18 protein-coding genes and 5 tRNA genes are annotated in these 18490 nt (G+C 42.6%); 1 reads left to right on the forward strand and 22 read right to left on the reverse strand.

All coding sequences use genetic code 11. The features are described 5' to 3' along the window. Positions 1 to 14: 14 nt before the first annotated feature. The 22 genes from nusG to ACZ8ZH_RS16400 all read right to left on the reverse strand — a co-directional run bounded on the left by nusG (position 15) and on the right by ACZ8ZH_RS16400 (position 17061). A complete protein-coding gene (nusG, locus tag ACZ8ZH_RS16295; RefSeq protein WP_004692772.1) occupies positions 15 to 548 on the reverse strand; it encodes a transcription termination/antitermination protein NusG in 534 nt (177 codons plus the stop codon). Between the two features lie 7 nt (positions 549 to 555). Beyond that, positions 556 to 996 (reverse strand): preprotein translocase subunit SecE, encoded by a 441-nt coding sequence (gene secE / locus ACZ8ZH_RS16300; protein ID WP_086209743.1) that lies wholly within the window; start codon positions 994 to 996, stop codon positions 556 to 558. Between the two features lie 75 nt (positions 997 to 1071). Continuing rightward, positions 1072 to 1147 (reverse strand) — tRNA-Trp (locus ACZ8ZH_RS16305). A gap of 48 nt (positions 1148 to 1195) precedes the next feature. Then, the gene (gene tuf / locus ACZ8ZH_RS16310; RefSeq protein ID WP_004694925.1) at positions 1196 to 2386 is read right to left on the reverse strand and encodes an elongation factor Tu; all 1191 of its coding nucleotides are present in this window, start codon (positions 2384 to 2386) and stop codon (positions 1196 to 1198) included. Between the two features lie 146 nt (positions 2387 to 2532). Further along, positions 2533 to 2607 (reverse strand) — tRNA-Thr (locus ACZ8ZH_RS16315). Positions 2608 to 2624: 17 nt separating this feature from the next. Then, a tRNA-Gly gene (locus ACZ8ZH_RS16320) sits at positions 2625 to 2700 on the reverse strand. 40 nt (positions 2701 to 2740) lie between these two features. Next, positions 2741 to 2824 (reverse strand) — tRNA-Tyr (locus ACZ8ZH_RS16325). A 54-nt stretch (positions 2825 to 2878) separates the two neighbouring features. After that, positions 2879 to 2954, reverse strand: a tRNA-Thr gene (locus tag ACZ8ZH_RS16330). A 98-nt stretch (positions 2955 to 3052) separates the two neighbouring features. Continuing rightward, positions 3053 to 4546: an anthranilate synthase component I gene (gene trpE / locus ACZ8ZH_RS16335; protein ID WP_086209744.1), complete on the reverse strand. Its 1494-nt coding sequence runs from the start codon at positions 4544 to 4546 to the stop codon at positions 3053 to 3055. 112 nt (positions 4547 to 4658) lie between these two features. Beyond that, a complete protein-coding gene (gph, locus tag ACZ8ZH_RS16340) occupies positions 4659 to 5327 on the reverse strand; it encodes a phosphoglycolate phosphatase (RefSeq protein ID WP_086209745.1) in 669 nt (222 codons plus the stop codon). An 85-nt stretch (positions 5328 to 5412) separates the two neighbouring features. Further along, positions 5413 to 6126, reverse strand: coding sequence for an FHA domain-containing protein (locus ACZ8ZH_RS16345; protein ID WP_086209746.1), 714 nt, complete (start codon positions 6124 to 6126; stop codon positions 5413 to 5415). 110 nt (positions 6127 to 6236) lie between these two features. Beyond that, a complete protein-coding gene (gene gspD, locus ACZ8ZH_RS16350; RefSeq protein ID WP_119064888.1) occupies positions 6237 to 8564 on the reverse strand; it encodes a type II secretion system secretin GspD in 2328 nt (775 codons plus the stop codon). Positions 8565 to 8603: 39 nt separating this feature from the next. Next, positions 8604 to 9431 (reverse strand): type II secretion system protein N, encoded by an 828-nt coding sequence (locus tag ACZ8ZH_RS16355; protein ID WP_119064886.1) that lies wholly within the window; start codon positions 9429 to 9431, stop codon positions 8604 to 8606. Next, positions 9431 to 10141, reverse strand: a complete 711-nt coding sequence (gspN, locus tag ACZ8ZH_RS16360; protein ID WP_119064884.1) for a type II secretion system protein N — start codon at positions 10139 to 10141, stop codon at positions 9431 to 9433. Before gspN ends, ACZ8ZH_RS16355 begins: the two co-directional genes overlap by 1 nt. 197 nt (positions 10142 to 10338) lie before the next feature. Then, complete coding sequence (locus ACZ8ZH_RS16365) at positions 10339 to 10662, reverse strand: H-NS histone family protein (RefSeq protein WP_086209750.1); 324 nt, start codon at positions 10660 to 10662, stop codon at positions 10339 to 10341. A gap of 150 nt (positions 10663 to 10812) precedes the next feature. Further along, complete coding sequence (locus ACZ8ZH_RS16370) at positions 10813 to 11241, reverse strand: acyl-CoA thioesterase (RefSeq protein WP_119064882.1); 429 nt, start codon at positions 11239 to 11241, stop codon at positions 10813 to 10815. A gap of 7 nt (positions 11242 to 11248) precedes the next feature. Then, positions 11249 to 12442: a hypothetical protein gene (locus tag ACZ8ZH_RS16375; protein ID WP_086209752.1), complete on the reverse strand. Its 1194-nt coding sequence runs from the start codon at positions 12440 to 12442 to the stop codon at positions 11249 to 11251. Positions 12443 to 12446: 4 nt separating this feature from the next. Beyond that, entirely contained in the window at positions 12447 to 13289 is an 843-nt protein-coding gene (locus tag ACZ8ZH_RS16380; RefSeq protein ID WP_086209753.1) for a hypothetical protein, read from the reverse strand. Then, complete coding sequence (locus ACZ8ZH_RS16385) at positions 13286 to 14065, reverse strand: uroporphyrinogen-III synthase (protein ID WP_119064880.1); 780 nt, start codon at positions 14063 to 14065, stop codon at positions 13286 to 13288. Before ACZ8ZH_RS16385 ends, ACZ8ZH_RS16380 begins: the two co-directional genes overlap by 4 nt. A gap of 11 nt (positions 14066 to 14076) precedes the next feature. Beyond that, complete coding sequence (hemC, locus tag ACZ8ZH_RS16390; RefSeq protein WP_119064878.1) at positions 14077 to 14997, reverse strand: hydroxymethylbilane synthase; 921 nt, start codon at positions 14995 to 14997, stop codon at positions 14077 to 14079. A 118-nt stretch (positions 14998 to 15115) separates the two neighbouring features. After that, a complete protein-coding gene (locus ACZ8ZH_RS16395) occupies positions 15116 to 15856 on the reverse strand; it encodes a LytR/AlgR family response regulator transcription factor (RefSeq protein ID WP_086209756.1) in 741 nt (246 codons plus the stop codon). Between the two features lie 50 nt (positions 15857 to 15906). Continuing rightward, complete coding sequence (locus ACZ8ZH_RS16400; protein ID WP_162900308.1) at positions 15907 to 17061, reverse strand: sensor histidine kinase; 1155 nt, start codon at positions 17059 to 17061, stop codon at positions 15907 to 15909. Here ACZ8ZH_RS16400 and argH point away from each other — a divergent pair. Next, positions 17052 to 18485 (forward strand): argininosuccinate lyase, encoded by a 1434-nt coding sequence (argH, locus tag ACZ8ZH_RS16405; RefSeq protein ID WP_004692796.1) that lies wholly within the window; start codon positions 17052 to 17054, stop codon positions 18483 to 18485. The genes ACZ8ZH_RS16400 and argH overlap by 10 nt on opposite strands. Positions 18486 to 18490: the final 5 nt, after the last annotated feature.

Genomic DNA, 18490 nt, shown 5'->3' on the forward strand with positions numbered 1-18490 from the left:
TCAAACAACATCTATTAAACTGATTTTTCGACTTGGCGAAATTCCAGTTCAACCTGAGTTGGTCGATTAAATACATTAATAGTCAACGTTAAACGTGACTTTTCGTATAGAACCTCTTCCACCACACCTTTAAAGTCTGTGAATGGACCGTCAATTACGAGTAATTCTTCGCCTGGTTCAAACATCGTCTTCGGACGTGGTGCTTCACCAGTATTGCGTACACGAGCAAGAATCGCATCTGCTTCACGTTGGGTAATTGGTGCAGGTTTCTCAGCCGTACCCCCAATAAAACCTAAAACTTTTGGACATTCTTTAACAATGTGCCAAGTTTCATCATTCATTTCCATTTCGACCAATACATAGCCTGGAAAGAACTTACGTTCAGATTTACGCTTCTTACCGTCCTTCATTTCTACCACTTCTTCGGTAGGAACAAGGACTTCACCAAAGCTATCGGCTACAGCGCTACGCTGGATTCGATCATTAAGTGAACGCATCACTTGTTTTTCATAACCTGAATAGGCATGAATAATGTACCAACGTTTCATAGCTCTCTTACCCGATAATAAACTTCATTAACCAGCCTAAAATGTAGTCAAAACACCATAATAAAATGGATGCAACAACAACTACTGCAAGCACCTGCCAAGATGTGGTCACGGTTTCTTGCTTTGTTGGCCAAGTCACTCGACGTAGCTCAATTCGCGAGTCTTTCAACAAACGAGCAAAGCCTTTGCCTTGATGGGTGGCGTATAATAAACCGAATGCCACGATGATACAAGCCAAAATTACCCCAACGCGCACCCAGATATCGTTGGCTGGTGCCCAATATGCTGGTAGATGTTGATTCACCATGGTTGCACCAATTAATAAAATCAATGCAATAATCCATAAGACCACGTCTAAAGGAGAACCCGATTTAACTACTTCAGCAGAATTATTTCTTTGAGGGATTGCCGCGTCGCTTTGTGCGTCACGTAATTTTTCATTCGACATTTTTGTACTCGTCGTAGGTTTCGCGACTTATTATATGACCAGTTTTGCCGACATCAAGATCTTTTATAAAAAAGTTGGCAGGCCAGGAGGGACTCGAACCCCCAACATTCGGTTTTGGAGACCGACGCTCTACCAATTGAACTACTAGCCTGCAAAACAAATTGGAGCCTAAACCCCAATTTGCATTTTTATTTTATGATTATGCAGTTACTTTAGCAACTACACCAGCACCAACTGTACGACCACCTTCACGGATCGCAAAACGTAGACCTGGGTCCATTGCGATTGGGTGGATTAATTCTACTGACATTTCTACGTTGTCACCAGGCATTACCATTTCTACGCCATCTTGTAGTTTGATCGCGCCAGTTACGTCAGTTGTACGGAAGTAGAACTGTGGACGGTAACCGTTAAGGAATGGAGTGTGACGACCACCTTCTTCTTTAGAAAGTACGTATACTTCTGCATCGAATTTAGTGTGCGGCTTGATTGTACCTGGTTTAGCAAGTACTTGACCACGTTGTACGTCTTCACGCTTAGTACCACGTAGAAGAACACCACAGTTCTCGCCCGCACGGCCTTCGTCTAGAAGTTTACGGAACATTTCTACGCCAGTAACTGTTGTTACTTGTGTATCACGGATACCAACGATTTCAACTGATTCGCCTACTTTCACAATACCAGTTTCTACACGACCAGTTACTACTGTACCACGACCAGAAATTGAGAATACGTCTTCGATTGGCATTAAGAATGCTTGGTCGATTGCACGTACTGGCTCTGGAATGTAAGTGTCAAGCGCATCAACAAGCGCAACAACTGCTTCTTCGCCATACTGACCAGCGTCACCATTAAGTGCAAGAAGCGCTGAACCACGGATAACTGGAGTGTCATCACCTGGGAAGTCATAAGTAGAAAGAAGTTCACGAACTTCCATTTCTACTAATTCAAGAAGTTCTTCATCATCAACAAGGTCACACTTGTTAAGGAATACAAGAATGTAAGGTACACCAACCTGACGAGAAAGAAGGATGTGTTCACGAGTCTGTGGCATTGGACCATCAGTCGCAGCACATACAAGGATCGCGCCGTCCATCTGAGCAGCACCAGTAATCATGTTTTTAACATAATCGGCGTGGCCCGGGCAGTCTACGTGTGCGTAGTGACGAGTTGGTGAATCGTATTCTACGTGTGAAGTATTAATTGTAATACCACGTGCTTTTTCTTCTGGTGCAGAGTCAATTGCAGCGTAGTCTTTCGCTTCACCACCGAATTTCTTCGCACATACAGTTGCAATTGCAGCTGTTAAAGTTGTTTTACCATGGTCAACGTGACCGATTGTGCCCACGTTAACGTGTGGCTTATTACGTTCAAACTTAGCCTTAGCCATGTTCATCTTCCTCGTTTACGTCGAACACAGGTATAAACAACTCAGTATCGACACATCGCCTAAAAAAATCAGACACCAAATACTTGAAAAGCAGACTAATAAGCCTGCTTTCTTAAAACTTGTAGATAATCTACTAAACTGTAATCTGGAGCTCTTATCGAGATTTGAACTCGAGACCTCTCCCTTACCAAGGGAGTGCTCTACCACTGAGCTATAAGAGCAAATATAAAACTTCAAATGGAGCGGGAGACGAGGGTCGAACTCGCGACATGTAGCTTGGAAGGCTACCGCTCTACCAACTGAGCTACTCCCGCACGATGTTGGTACAAAGACCACTTTTTGAAGTCTTAAAATTGGTGGTGAGGGAAGGATTCGAACCTTCGAAACTTTCGTAGCGGAGTTACAGTCCGCCCCCTTTGACCGCTCGGGAACCTCACCATTTTACACTTACTTCAGTGTCGCTCTTTACTTAACTTACTCAACTCTCTAAGATGGTGCCGGCACACGGATTCGAACTGTGGACCTACTGATTACAAGTCAGTTGCTCTACCAACTGAGCTATGCCGGCGTTTCTTAGTGTTTCGCACGTTTCGTATCGGAACGGTGTGCAGTTTAGCAAAACTCAAAATCCTTGCAAGTGTTTTTTTCAAAAAAAACGTCAAAAACTCACAAAATCAATCCGTTTGATGATAATTCAACCGCTTTGATCACTGCGCGAGCTTTTATTTGGGTTTCATTCCACTCAGATTCAGGATTTGAGTCATAAACAAGCCCTGCTCCTGCTTGTACATAGACCTTATTTTCACGAATCACGCAGGTACGAATCGCAATCGACATGTCCATTTCACCATGCCAGCCCAAATAACCAACAGCACCACCAAAAATTCCACGTTTTACGGGCTCAACTTGGTCAATAATTTCCATTGCTCGAATTTTAGGTGCACCTGAAAGAGTGCCTGCAGGGAAAGTTGCTTTAAAAACATCCAATGCATCCACATCATCACGGACTTCGCCTTGAACATTGGACACAATATGCATGACATGTGAATAACGTTCGATCACCATTTGATCTGTCACTTGCACTTTTCCAATTTTTGAGACGCGACCGACATCATTTCGCCCCAAGTCAATCAACATCAAATGTTCTGCAATCTCTTTTTCATCCGATAATAAGTCTTGCTCAAGAGCTAAGTCTTCTTCTTTGGTTTTACCACGTGGGCGTGTTCCTGCCAGCGGACGTACCGTTGCAATGCCATTTTCAAGACGCGATAAAATTTCAGGGGACGAGCCGACAATATGAAAAGGCTGATTATTTTCCAAAGTTTGCCCTTGCACCAAGAACAAGTAAGGCGATGGATTCAAATGACGTAGTGCGCGATATACTTGCAGAGGTTCTCCATCAAAGTCAGAAACCATGCGATGCCCTGGTACGACCTGCATCACATCACCCGCACGAATATACTCTTTCACCGTCTCAATGGATTCTAAGAATTTCTGTTTTCCAGTGAGTGACTCAAAATGTGGTGCAGTATGTGGAGTCGCTTTAAGACTAATTGGCGTTGCCAACAAATCCTCTAGAACATCTAGTTGCTGCTGTGCTTGCTGATAAGCCTCCGCATTATTGACATCAGCATGCACGATCAGGAATAAAGTATCTTTTAAATTATCAAACACAATTACTGTTTTAGACAGCATCATCCAAATATCTGGTAAGCCTACAGGATCCGCTTCTGGCACGTTATTTAAACGTGGTTCAATATAACGTACTGCATCATAACCAAAGTAACCCACCAAGCCCCCTGTAAAGCTTGGTAAAGCAGGTAAATCTGCTTGGGTTGGAACTTTATATTGAGCTTGAAAATCACGAATATATTGAAAAGGATCTACGCAAGGCTGCTTTTCTATCGCTCCATCGGCTTGTTGAATGGTGAGCTCACCTGCGTTGCACGAGAAAACTGTCGATTCACCTAAACCAATAATCGAGTAGCGCGCCCAGTTTTCACCACCCTCCACGGATTCAAACAAATAGGCTTGCTTATGCTCTTTTAGGCGAGCAAAAACAGATAATGGCGTCTCGGTATCAGCTAAACGCTGACGATAGACAGGAATTAGGTTATAACCTGAGTTTTTGAGTTGATTGAATTGAGCTTGTGTTGTCATGAGTGTTTCTCTATTTTTTCAATATGGCGATATCAGTTTTTAAAATTAGCAGGTTGAGTTTCGCCATCGAAAAGCCATATGTTTACTCATGTTCATTCCTTCGTTTACAAAGTTACCCAATCAGCTCACACAGATTATCCACCACTTGTTGTGGCTGACAGTCTAAAATATTTTCACCATGATTATAGCCATAGCTGACCACAACACAATCAATACCCGCACGGCGTGCAGCCTCAACGTCATTGGATGAGTCCCCAATCATTAAGACCTGGTCTTTGTTTTGCGCATATTGTTCAACACAGTGTAACAACTGACGCGGATGAGGTTTGCGCTCTTCAAAACGATCTCCACCGATGACATCAGCAAAATAATGACTCATCCCCAAATGATCGACAATGGCGCGTGCAGGTTGTTCAGGCTTATTGGTCACACAAATCATGGTTTTCTTTTGCGCCAAGCCCCATTCCAAAAATGGCACAATGCCATCAAAAGGTAGCGTTTCCACACATGGGTCAGCATTATAAATCTTTAAAAACGTATCCAATAATTGTTGTTGCTGGGCTGGATCAACTTCACCAGTCAAATGCTGCAAGGTACTTTGACAAAACAGTGCCGTTCCTTTTCCTATCCAGATCCGCACCTGTTCTTCCGTCACGGTTGGTAGTTGCATGGCGTTGAGACTCATGTTCATGGCACGATGTAAATCTGTTGCAGAATCCACCAAGGTTCCGTCTAAATCAAAAAGTAAAACTTCTCGTTGCGCCAAGTTAGCAATATTCATTCACCCTCACCCATTTTTATCATGTGCTGCCCAAAAACAATCAAGGCATGCTGTTGCATGCCTTGATTGTAGTGTGATCTGAATCTTATTTGAACATCAGCCACGCAATAATGGCTAAAATAATCAAGACAATGATCGAGATCAGCCCAACAGAGGCATTCTTTTGCGTCTCAGCCGCTTGAGCAACGGGTATTGAAACTTCACTAACCTCAGCTGGGGACTCATTTGAAGCAGTAACATCTACACCTTCAGGAATAGGCGCAGGTTTAGGAATACCAACATTTTGTGGCATACCATCACGTGTTAGGCTCACATTAGCATCACGCTCTTTCAGCTCTGGCATTCCCTGATCATTCATTTGCTGTGCTACTGTTTTGGGTTGCTCAGGTTCTGCTTGTGCTGTTTCCGAAGTAGCAACAGCTTCCGATGGCTGGGCAATCGTCTCTTCTACCACAGCCGCACCCAACGTCGCATCATCTACTGACTCAACCACCTGCTCAAGTGGCTTTGCAGGCTCAAGTACTGAAAACTTTAAGCTGGCAAACTGGACAATATCACCCTGCTTTAACAAGGTCTCCACAGCAATTTGCACATCATTGACAAACGTGCCATTTGACGAACCGAGATCTTGTAACCAGAGTGCTTGCTCTTTCAGTAAAAAGGCTGCGTGCTTACGCGAAATTTCAGATTGTTGTAATAATATATCTGCCGTCTGATGACGACCCACCAACATATCACGATCAATATTAATTTCTTGACCAGTTAACTCACCAGAAATTGCTTGTATTTTCCAAGTCATGACTTATCTCTCTATGTGCTGATTTATCATAACACAGTGAATATTCTTTACCATTTTGCCTTTTATGCAGATGAAGTAAAATCATCTATGCTGTATTCGACTGTAAATCCTCAGATTTTAAAGTAAGTTGTCGAGACCGACTTTTGTGTCATCTGCCCAAGCATGGCACCTTGCATCCGATCAACACTTAAATTCTTCCATACAGACTCAGGTTGCTGCACTTGTGGCAACTGACTTGACGGGGTCTTCTGAGGCACTTTAGCAACGGGTTGTTTTTGAATCACAGGTTCAATCGCAACAGGTGTTGTTTCTACCTTAGGTTGAGTTGCTGTCGGGCTGCTCGGTACACGCTGATAAGATTGTGGCAAGCTTGGTTTCGTTGAGCTAACAGGCAAACGTTGTTGGAAGACATCATCGACATTTTCTGGTAATTTTGAAAAACTACCATCTTTATCCATAGCCAACTGCAAACTGTATAACTGACTATAGCGCTGTTGGGAAAGGCGACGTGCTGACTCAGCATCACCAACAATCGTTGGATGAATGAAAACCAACAAATTGCGTTTCTGATCCGTCTTACCATCTGAACGAAATAAGCGCCCCAAACCAGGAATTGCACCTAGACCAGGAATTGACTGGCGTGAATAGGCTGTATTATCAGAAATCAAACCACCTAGAACAATGGTATTACCATGTTCTGCCAAGACTGAAGTCTTGATCGCACGCTTACTGGTAACCAAATCTTGCGCTTCACCCTTATTGGTTTTGACATCTGAGACTTCTTGTTCAATCTCTAAACGGATCGTTCCGCCTTCCCCAATATGTGGCACCACCTTAAGCGTTACACCCACATCTTTACGTTCAATCGTTGTATAGGGATTGGCTGTGCCTGAAGATGTGGTAGAAACCGAACCCGTCACAAACGGTACATTCTCCCCCACAACGATATAGGCTTCTTCATTATCCATAGTCACAATAGACGGTGTGGAAAGCAGATTCGACTTGGTTTTACTCTTTAAAGCCTGAATCATGGCACCATATAACTGGCGAGAACCATCACTGCCTTCTTTGTAATCACCCAAAATGAGTGAAGCACCAGCTCCAATTGCACTGGCTGCCCCTGCACCACCACTGGCTAAATAACCCGCCGCAATACTTTGTAAACTTGAACCAATATTGTCAAAGTTAATAATTCCCACACCACTGCTTAAATCACCCATCGCCCATTGTACGCCCAGTTGATCTGCATCATTCCCTTCCACTTCAAGAATAGTTGCCTCAATCAGGACCTGCTGACGACGAGTATCCAATTGCTGAATAGCAGACTCAATTTCACGCATGAGCTGTGGATCGGCTTTAACAACCAACGCATTTTGTGAGCTATCAGCAATAATACTCACTCCATTACTATTAAAACTGGTGATGTTGTTTTGATTGCGATTAGACTGGCTATTTAAGTTAATACTGGGTGTAGAAATCTGTGAAGACGAACCCTCACTGTTATTATTTTGACTAAAGGCCGCATTAGTGTTGCCACTATTATCAGCAGACTCGTTACTATTGACTGCTTGTCCCGAAACTAAGCCTTGTAAAATCTCAGATAAGTTTTTGGCGCTGGCATATTTTAAACGAAAAACCTTCAAGCCACCCAGACGTTCCGCAGCAGGCACATCGAGCATCTCGATCATTTGGCGAATACGTTTACGTGTAGCGGTATCCCCTTTTAAAATAATCCGATTGGTGCGGTTATCTGCAATAATACGTATTCTTGAGCCTTTTAAGTCCTTGATGGAACCTGTGCCGCTCATACTCTCCAGCAACCCGATCATCTCTTCAGCTTGACTCGACTGTAACGACACCGCTTCAATGTCATTTTGTCCCGTACCATCCAAATTACGGATAATGGTTTCAAGCTGATAAATATTGCTAGCACGATCGGAAACAATCAGTGCATTGGTTCCATTCACTGCCGATAAATGTGCAAATTGTGGCATCAGCGGGCGTAATGCTGGAATTAAATCATTGGCATTGGTATTTTCCAGCCAAATCACCCGCGTCACAATCTGATCACCTGTGGCGCGGTGACGTGCGTCATAGGGAATGCCTGAGCTTTTTACATTGCTATCAGGCACAATTTTAATGGTTCTTCCAGATGGGATTGCCACTACACCATTCACATTCAGCACCCCTAAGAACAAATCATAAACTTCTTCTTTGTTAAGTGCTTTGTTTGAAATGACCGTAACATTGCCACGAACCCTTGGATCCACCGCAAAATTTTTCCCAGTGATATCTGCAACTTCATTAATAAATGCGGTTAAATCTGCATCGCGTAGATTAATTTTCCATGTTTGCGCATAACTGGCTGTGCTCACCGTGGCAAGCAAAGGTGCTGCAATTGTTAGTGCCCATGCTGAGCGGTGATTCAATAAAGCCATAAATCCAAATCATTCCTAACTGATACTGGTGATGCTTGATCACTGAAAATTTTGTTGTACCGTAATGATACGATCACCACGTTTCACTTCTATTTTTACTTGTCCTTCACGACGCGCACGCTCCAATAACTGCGCATCATTTTGCCCCTGTCCGATCGCTTGACCGTTTAAAGACATAATCTGATCTCCCGCCTGCAAGCCTAAACGACTACGTAGTGCAGCAGGGGTTTGTTCCGTCACTTGATAACCTTGGCCAGTATTATTGTTGGTACCGACACCCAAATCCTTTAAATATTGCTCGCGCTCTTGTTGTAAGCCCTGTACTGCTTGGCCTAATGCTTGCTGCTCTTGACTCACAGGAGGAACTGCAACAGGTGCAGTCGTCGGAGCCACAATTTGCTGATCTAGATTATCAATTCCTTGGAACAACAATTCTCGGGTTTGCCCACTGTTATTTTTGAGAATCGCGCGGTCCCAATAGACCTCAGCCAAATAATATGAACTGCCTTCTATGCTTTCCCCCACCCGATAACGATCTGCTACATTATTTGACTTAATCACAGCAGATGAAAACTGACTAGGTTGCCCAACCACCACACCTTGTAGCTGTAGATTGAGCTGATCATCTGCAGGATTCTTACTTTGCTCTGCAAATAACGCAAAATTGGTAATATTCGGGACTTGGGGTTGCTGTGAACCCAATTCAACACGTGGCATTTGCATAACTTGTGGTGGCGCTACCCAGAGCCAAAATAAGCCAGCCAACTTCCAGCATAGTGCTAAGATCAAAAGCATTAAACACAGTGGTGCTAGGCGCTCAAACTGTTTAAGGTTCAGCTCTGGTAATTTCTGTAGATCAAAACCCATTAAAAGCCCCCATTCAGCAGAGGCTGACGCGAACTCACCACATAACTATCTAGACCTGCTTTACCTTGATAAGATGGCACATTTAACATTAAACGTTGGGTTAATTGCACATCCAGCATCAAGTCTGGATCAACCGTTAAATTCATGAGTTTTTGTTGACGTTGATCCTGCAAATTAATCATGAGTTTATTTTGATCTTGCGATAACTTTCCTGCCAACGATGGAATTTGCATTTGCTGTGGACGTTGCGCAAAGATATACATCAATTCCCCTCCAGCCCACTGCATGCCACCACCTACCTGACTAAAACCTTGCTCTTTTTTATAATTAAAATCAATTTCTTGCAACTGGATTGCATTGCTAGGCCATTGCCAATTGGCGATCGACTTTAAAGTTTCTGGAGCAATTTGTCCGTTCAAATCCCGCACGATGACTTTTTTCCCGAAACCATAGGCCAACACACCATCCAGTTTGGTATTGGCACTATAAATCTCAACATTGGCGCCTGCACGCAGTAACAGTAAATCTAAAGGTCGGGTTGTCCAAACAACGGTTCCACGTAATTTTCCAGTTTGCCAATCGGCCTGTCCATGCCAAAGATTACCGCTGACATTCTGCAAAATCTGATTGTTTTTATAAAATTTTGCAATGAGCCATGCTGCCGGTATTTGCAGCAAAACGAAGATTAAAAATACTACAACTGTAAACATCCACCACGTGACGTATTTAGGTTTTGTGATTCTCCCACCACGAACTTTCAATTATTCTTCCTTGCTTCATTTTTTGTCTTTCTTTGATAGACATTATGCATAATTTTACAACAACACCAAACGTTAACTACAAAAAAAACCAAGCATATAATGCTTGGTTTTCGCAGTGTATGTCACATCTGTGACAAGGCGATGACTTAGATTAGGAAATCTTCTAGCTTCGCACCTTTTTCCAACTGAGCCACTAACCAGCGTGGTTGCTTACCACGACCTGTCCATGTTTCAGCAGCATTGCTTTTGTTACGGTAACGTGGCTCGACAGACTTACGCGTGCCTTTCTTACGCTTCGTTGCACCAAACTCTAAAATTTGTTCGATGCTTAAACCTACATTTTCTGCAATTGCAATAATTTGGGTATATGCATCTTCAACTGCTTGATCTTTTTTAGATGCAATTAAAGCTTCCGCTTCGATTTGTAGACGCTTTAACTCTTCTACGGATAAATTACTAATATCTGGCATACATTAACTCCATTAACCAACATTTTATTTACTGAGCCTATTTAATAATATTTTGATTAGACCAAAGACTCAACTCATCCATGACTTAAACAACAATACTTAGACAGTATTTATATAGTCTAGCGACTTTTAAAATAAATAAAAAGACATTTATATTTTATGTCCGATGGTTAACTCGAATTCTTTGAGTTTATGACGCGTCAGTTCAGGGATTAATGTTTTCTGCATATTCACCTTATCGACACAAACAATAACCGCTTCCGCTTCTGCAACGATAGATTGTTGTTGCTCGCTCCAGAGTAAATAATGCATACGAAATGCACTATTTCTAAGTTCTTCAATCCGTGCACCGATGCTTAATTGATCTGGATAAAATACAGGTTTTAAATACTTGCACTGATTTGATGCGACCACAGTCAGTATGTCCGAAGATAAAATACCTGTCCGCTCAATATAGGCCAAACGAGCACTTTCCACATAACGGTAATACATGACGTTATTAACATGACCAAAGGCATCCATATCTCCCCAAGCCACCTGTTGGGTATAAATCAATGGGTAATCTAACAGGCTCCGCATTATCCACCTATATTTTCATTTCGACAAAATTTGCATTATTTTCAAAAATTAAATTTAACTGTTTAATTAAATCCTCATCCCCGTTTAAGGTCGACTTGATTCTTAAATAGTTCATTAATACATTATCTGGATATAAATTTAATAACTCATCGGCTTGGTCTTTGTTCCCTAAAGCAGTATAAATATGCCATTTTGCAAAACTCAAAACAGGCACACTCATATACTTCGCTTCCCATGCTTCGATATGCTGTTGTAAATCGACATAATCAGGTAGCTGTTTCAAAAGTTGCTGTTGAAACCACAAATAAAATACTTCTGCATTAAACTGTTGATTGAGCAAATGAATCGACAGAATTTCATGTTGTGCACTCAAATCAGGCATGCGCGCTAATAATTTAAGCCATAAAAGTTGAATATCATAACTGCGGGTAAAAATCTGATCCGATAGATCTAAATAGCGCTGTTTTAAATCTTCTAAATTGTCATAGCTGGCTTGATCAAATTTAATCAACAAACGTTTCAACCATGCTTTCTTCACATCCTGATCCAAATGACCATATTGGGTTGAACGCAAATACAGCCATGGAAACTGAACCGCGAAACGCCCCCACAACTCTTTTAAACAGGATTCATAAGCCGTTTGTACATCCTTTAGCCATGGTGAAAGTTCATGTTGATTAAGAAACTCAAGATGAGTGAGTGCTTGTTCCGCATCCTCTTTCGCTAAAAAGAGTTCAATACGCTGAAGTTCAGCCAGTTCAAAAGCCATGGCATTGCTTTGACTTAGTGCACTGAGTGCTTCTGGAAACTGCGCCTTCATCAAGTATAAGCGCGCATCAATAATACTTTTGAGCAAGCCCGACTGAGCAAACGCATTTTGAATAAAGGCCTGCTGATCTCGACCTGCATCTAACAACCAGATCACAGCCAATTGCTCGTAAGGATGTAAATTTTTAAAATCAAAAACCGTTTCTGCTTTACGTTTTTCCCGACTAAGATAACGTTTCAGCCCGAGCCAACATAGGTGCAAACCAAGACTCAGTACGGCTAATGCAAGAAACATCACCCAAAGATTGGTTTGCAATTGCCAGTCATGCCAAAATACATAGACATAGCCTGCACCATGTCCGTAACTCAAAACACTCAGTACAGCAATCGCAATTAAACTCACCAAGCCATAAGCAATCAGTATTTGTTTCATCTCATTACCCCAGCAACGCACGTGTGCCTAAAATCGGGGTGGGCACGACCATCAAAGTCTTTAATTTATTCAATTGTTTTAGCAGTTCCTTAGCTTTAGGATCTGGTAGCTGCTGAATGAGCAACATAACCTCAGTCAAATCTTTTTGGTATTCGGTGTATTGTCCTGAAATTAAGGCTTGACGGGCCAATAACAAACGCAATTGGGCCTCTTTCAAAATAATCTGGCGTTGCATTAACGCTGTTGCGGGTGCTTGAGCAGGTTCAAGCTTAAACCATTGTTTCCAAAAGGGTTCAGACGAATCACGTACGGTGCTTAACTGTGGTTGCTGTATTTCACGATTTAAAGCCAGATCAATCTGTTGCAGTTGACGGTTAATTTGTGCTTGCTGTTCATTGCGCTCAGCCACAAATTTCTGAATGGTTTGCATATCTCGCGCGATGACCTGATGCAGACTTTGCTTCAACGCCACAGCCAAATTATATTTTTCCAGTTGCATATCTAAAAAGGCCAATTTATCGGTGGCCACCACATACTGCTGTTGCTTTAAGGCAAACTCCACCAAGTCCAGTTGTTGTTTGATAAACAAAATTGGATCAATACCCTCAACCACTTCTTCAGTGAGCTGACTACTCGTCGCATTCGCTACTGCAGGACTCTGCTTCAAAGTTTCTTTCTGACGTTGCATGGCGACAACTTGATCGTTCAAATTAGCACTGCGCTGCTCGATTTGGTGCATCTCACTCAACAAAGCAGTTTGCTGTGTACTCAGCCCCCACACGTCATAACTCAGCTTCGCAACCCACGCCAACGTAGCCATTAACACCACTATAAGAATCTTCTTCATGCGTTCCCTTGCCCACTGCATAACAACTGTACAATCGTGGCTGTCTTTAAGTCTTTCAGTACACTCACTTTAAACTGTACATACATTTGCTGTTGAGACTGTTTCAAGATGTGAGCCAAACGTTCACCTAATACCAAAAAGTGTCCTTTTTGCAAAAGTTGAATGTTTGTGTCTAGTAGAGCTAACCAATTCAGCCAACTAGCCTCACTACTGATCAGCGCAACATAATCATTATGTTCTGATAAACATTGAACCAATTCAGCCTGTTGCTGCAAAGTTTGATGAGGACAACGGCGTTCATATAGCACAAAGTTCAGTATAAAACGCCCGTGTTGCATTAAGGTGTCCATCATAAACTGACGCCCACCCTCGCCACGCCAAAATGCAATGCTCGCATCACCAGCCAAGTTCTGCAAAACGGGTAATTGTAACATCCCTTCTGAGCTTTCCACCTCAGGCACAACACTATCTAAACCAAACTCAGCTAAAGCTTGTGCAGTCTTTTGTCCAACAGCAATCCACTGAAGATGCTTTAAGTCAGACAGAGCTAACCCACTGCGCACCAATTGATCCATACCAAACTGTACAGCACTTGGACTAACCACGACCACAACCTGTACCTGAGGCAACTGATCATACAAATGTGCCAAGTCTGTATCCCATAGCCTTGGAATGAGTTCCAATAAAGGCAGAGAATAGACCTCAACCGCCTGTTGCTCTAGCACTTGAGTCAGGCTTTTCGCCCGATCGACTGGACGCGTATTAATAAACAGCATCGTAACTAATATTAATGATAAAAAGCTTTGAGCAAGTCACCAGCGCCTTGTGCCAATAGCTCTTGCGCCAGTACAACCCCTAAATGCTCTGCTTCAGTAGCATCACCTGCCACTTGTGCTTTCAGTAAGGTTTGCCCATCGACACTGCCCACGCGGCCTTCAAGCTGAATGCGGTTATCTGCTAAAGTGGCATAGCCTGCAATCGGTACCTGACAGCCACCTTCAAGATAAGCATTGAAAGCGCGTTCAGCACGTACACAAGTATCTGTTTCTAGATGTAGTAAGGGATGAATCAGGTCCAAGACTACTTGATCATTGCCACGACACTCTAGCCCTAAAGCCCCCTGACCCACAGCAGGTAAACTCAACTCTGGTTGAATGGTATGGCGGATACGTTCTGCCAAACCCAAACGTTTTAATCCTGCACTGGCCAAAATAATGGCATCATACTGACCCGCATCCAGTTTAGATAAACGTGTTCCCACATTGCCGCGTAAGTCGATAATGTCTAGGTCTGGTCGTTGTTTTAAGATTTGGCATTTACGGCGCAAACTCGAAGTACCAACCTTTGCCCCTTCTGGCAATGCCTCAAAACTCGCATAACTATTCGACACAAAGGCATCTAAAGGGTCCTCACGCTCACAGATGACCGCCAGTGATAAGCCTTCAGGCAAAGCCATTGGAACATCTTTCATCGAATGCACTGCCAAATCAGCACGACCATCCAATAACGCTGCTTCAAGCTCTTTGACAAATAAACCTTTGCCACCAATTTTTGCCAATGGCGTATCTAAAATTTTGTCCCCTTGAGTAACAAAAGTTACCAACTCTACGGTGAGCCCCTCATGCAATGCTTCTAAACGAGCACGAATATGTTCAGCCTGCCAAAGAGCAAGTGGGCTTTGTCGAGTAGCGATCTTTAGGGTTTTCATAAATTTTAGTATGTGCCAATAAGAATGAAACTATCTTAAACTGAATTTCCCCCATTGGAAATGTATTCAGCCTAAAGCACTGAGTCTCATTTCTTGCAGCATTACCGATGGCTTTAAGTTAGAGCTTATGTAAGCGCTCACGCAATCCTGGCAAATGCCGTCGGCTGACTGCCAAACGTTCATCTAGCTCACGGCAACGCACTTGATACTGTCCAGAGTTAACCACCTCTAACCCTTCTAAAAAGTGAACTGAAACCAAAGCATTGCGGTGGATGCGAATAAAGGCATCCCCAAACTCATGTTCTAAGTCTTTTAAGGTTTCATCAATTAAAACACTGCCATTTCTATGACGGACAGTGACGTATTTTTGATCCGCTAAAAAATAATAAATATTTTCAACAGGAACCAACTCCACACCACGATAGGTTTTCGCTGCGATTTGATGTCGCTTTACATTAAATTCGTCCATATTTTCTTTTTGTTTTATCTCGCTCATTTGAGCTTGGGTTAATTTAGTGAGGTGACCAAGCACCTGTTGCAATTCCTGTTGCATCACTGGTTTTAATAAATAGCCTTCAGCATGTGACTTAAATGCGTCAAGCGCATGTTCATCGTAAGCTGTACAAAACACCAAAGCAGGCATGGGCTCAAGCTGACGCAAAAAATGCGCACAGGTTAAACCATCCATTTCTGGCATTTGAATATCCAAAAGTACAACGTCTGGCTCATATTGTTGAGTGAGTTCTATAGCTTGTTGACCATGCGATGCGGTTGCCACCACCTGATGTCCAAGCTGACTCACCAATCGAGATAAACGTTCAATTGCTAAAGGCTCATCATCACAAATTAGGATGTCCATTTATCTCCCCCCAACAGTCACCTTGTTTATTTTTATAGGTTCACTGTGGCTTATTTATATTGATACTGCACAACAGTGGTATACATTCCTTCCCCTGCATAAGTTTGAAAACTGACACTACGCCCAAAATATGCTTCTAGACGCTGCTTCACATTTTCAATGGCAATACCATGTCCCTGTCGTTTATGAATTGTTTCCTTTGTAAATGGGTTAGTTATCACGATATTAACTTGATTCTGCAATATTTCAATCAGTACACTTATCGTACTCTTAGTTAAAAATTTTTCAACTCCATGAAAAATACTATTTTCAAGTAAAGGTTGTAAAGTTAAGAGTGGAATATGTACCTGCGGACATAACTCGGCATGTTCGATTTTCCATTCAACCTGTAAACGATCTCCCAAACGAATTTGCTCGATTGCCAAATAGCGTTGACATAGCTCAATTTCATCACTTAACTTCACCAACTTCAGCTCTTGAAAACTGGCTCTAAACAGGCGCGACAAGTTGAGTAGCATTTGCTCTGCTTTATCTGGATCAATCGCAATTAAACTGACAACATTATTTAAACTATTAAACAAAAAATGTGGATGAATACGGGCTTGCATAGCTTGTACCCGCGCATTCAATTCACTATGTTGCTGCCTGAACCACTGCTCTCTTAAATATAGATAACGAAAACAAAAAGTCCCCAACAGCAGACCATAACCCAAATGTAGCGCCACATCCTCGAATAAAACTGGCGAAGTTAAACCTTTGAGACTAAAATTGATGCCAAAGAAGATCAGTATATTAAGACTCAGCGTGGTTGCCAAAACAATGATCTGTAATAAAAAAAAGCCTGACAATAAAGTCATACCCAAACTTAAATTTTGCAACTTTTTTTGAGCATATTGCATCAGTGCGGTAAACGACAGCAACACCCAATTAATGTAAAGCATATAACTCAGCACATGCCCAAACACCAAAGCTGACCAAGACTGTGCTTCGGCCAAAGCCAACAGCATAGCCAACAAATTTCCACCAACAAACAGCTCCAGCAAATGTGGCCATTGCACAATTTTACTAAATAAATAGGAAATATTGGGCTTGGTCATACTGGAAGTTAAACTTTGCGCATCTTGAACTTCGGCAAGTTGTCTTGAATTTGTTATACTCATGCGAGTTCTACCGCTTTTTATCTTATTGAGCCGACATGACCACATCTTCTAATTCCTCAAATCCGTCACAAGCCCAAACTTCGGGTATGTGGGGCGGTCGTTTCTCTGAAGCTACTGATGCCTTTGTTGCTGAATTTACAGCATCTGTACAATTTGACCAACGCTTTTATAAACAAGATATTGCAGGCTCTATTGCCCATGCGACCATGCTTGCAAAAGTTGGCGTTCTGACCGAACAAGAACGTGATGACATCATCAATGGCTTAAACACCATTCAAGCTGAAATCGAAGCGGGTCAGTTCGAATGGCGTATTGACCTAGAAGATGTGCACATGAATATTGAGTCGCGTTTGACTCAACGGATTGGCATCACAGGTAAAAAGCTCCATACAGGTCGTAGCCGTAACGACCAAGTGGCAACCGATATCCGCCTCTATGTTCGCGATGAAATTGATGCCATTTTAGAATTACTAAAAAAATTACAAAAAGGTATTTTGAGTATTGCGGCTCAAAACACGCATACCATTATGCCAGGTTTCACCCACTTACAAACGGCACAGCCTGTGACTTTTGGTCACCACCTATTGGCATGGTTTGAAATGTTAGTCCGTGATTCTGAACGTCTCATTGACTGTCGTAAACGTACTAATCGTATGCCTTTAGGTTCAGCAGCACTGGCAGGTACCACTTACCCCATCGACCGCGCATTTACAGCAGAGTTACTGGGTTTTGAAGCTGTTTCTGAAAACTCGCTTGATGCAGTGTCTGACCGTGACTTCGGTATTGAGTTCAATGCTGCAGCTTCGCTGATCATGATGCACTTATCGCGCATGTCAGAAGAACTCATTCTGTGGACATCTGCTCAATTTAAGTTTGTAAACATTCCAGACCGTTTCTGTACGGGCTCATCCATCATGCCACAAAAGAAAAACCCAGATGTGCCTGAGTTAGTGCGTGGTAAAACAGGCCGTGTCTATGGCGATTTGATGAGTTTGTTAACACTCATGAAAGGTCAACCGTTGGCGTATAACAAAGACAATCAAGAAGACAAAGAGCCTTTGTTTGATGCGATTGATACCGTGCGTGGCTCGCTCATGGCTTTTGCCGACATGATTCCGGCTTTGGTGCCAAACATCGACATCATGCGTGAAGCAGCGCTTCGTGGCTTCTCAACCGCAACCGACTTAGCTGATTACCTTGTTAAAAATGGCGTGGCTTTCCGTGATGCACATGAAATTGTGGGTAAAGCTGTTGCTTTAGGTGTTCAAGAGTCCAAAGACCTCTCTGAATTGACTTTAGAACAACTTCAACAGTTCTCTGACTTAATTCAAGCTGATGTGTTTGAAAAAGCGCTGACCCTTGAAGCGTCAGTCAATGCGCGTAACCACATTGGTGGAACTGCACCTGCGCAAGTAGAAGCTGCCATTGAACGTGCCCATGCGCGTTTAGAAAAACTTTATGCTCAATAAGGACG

Source organism: Acinetobacter sp. SW-226 (genome assembly GCF_055632855.1).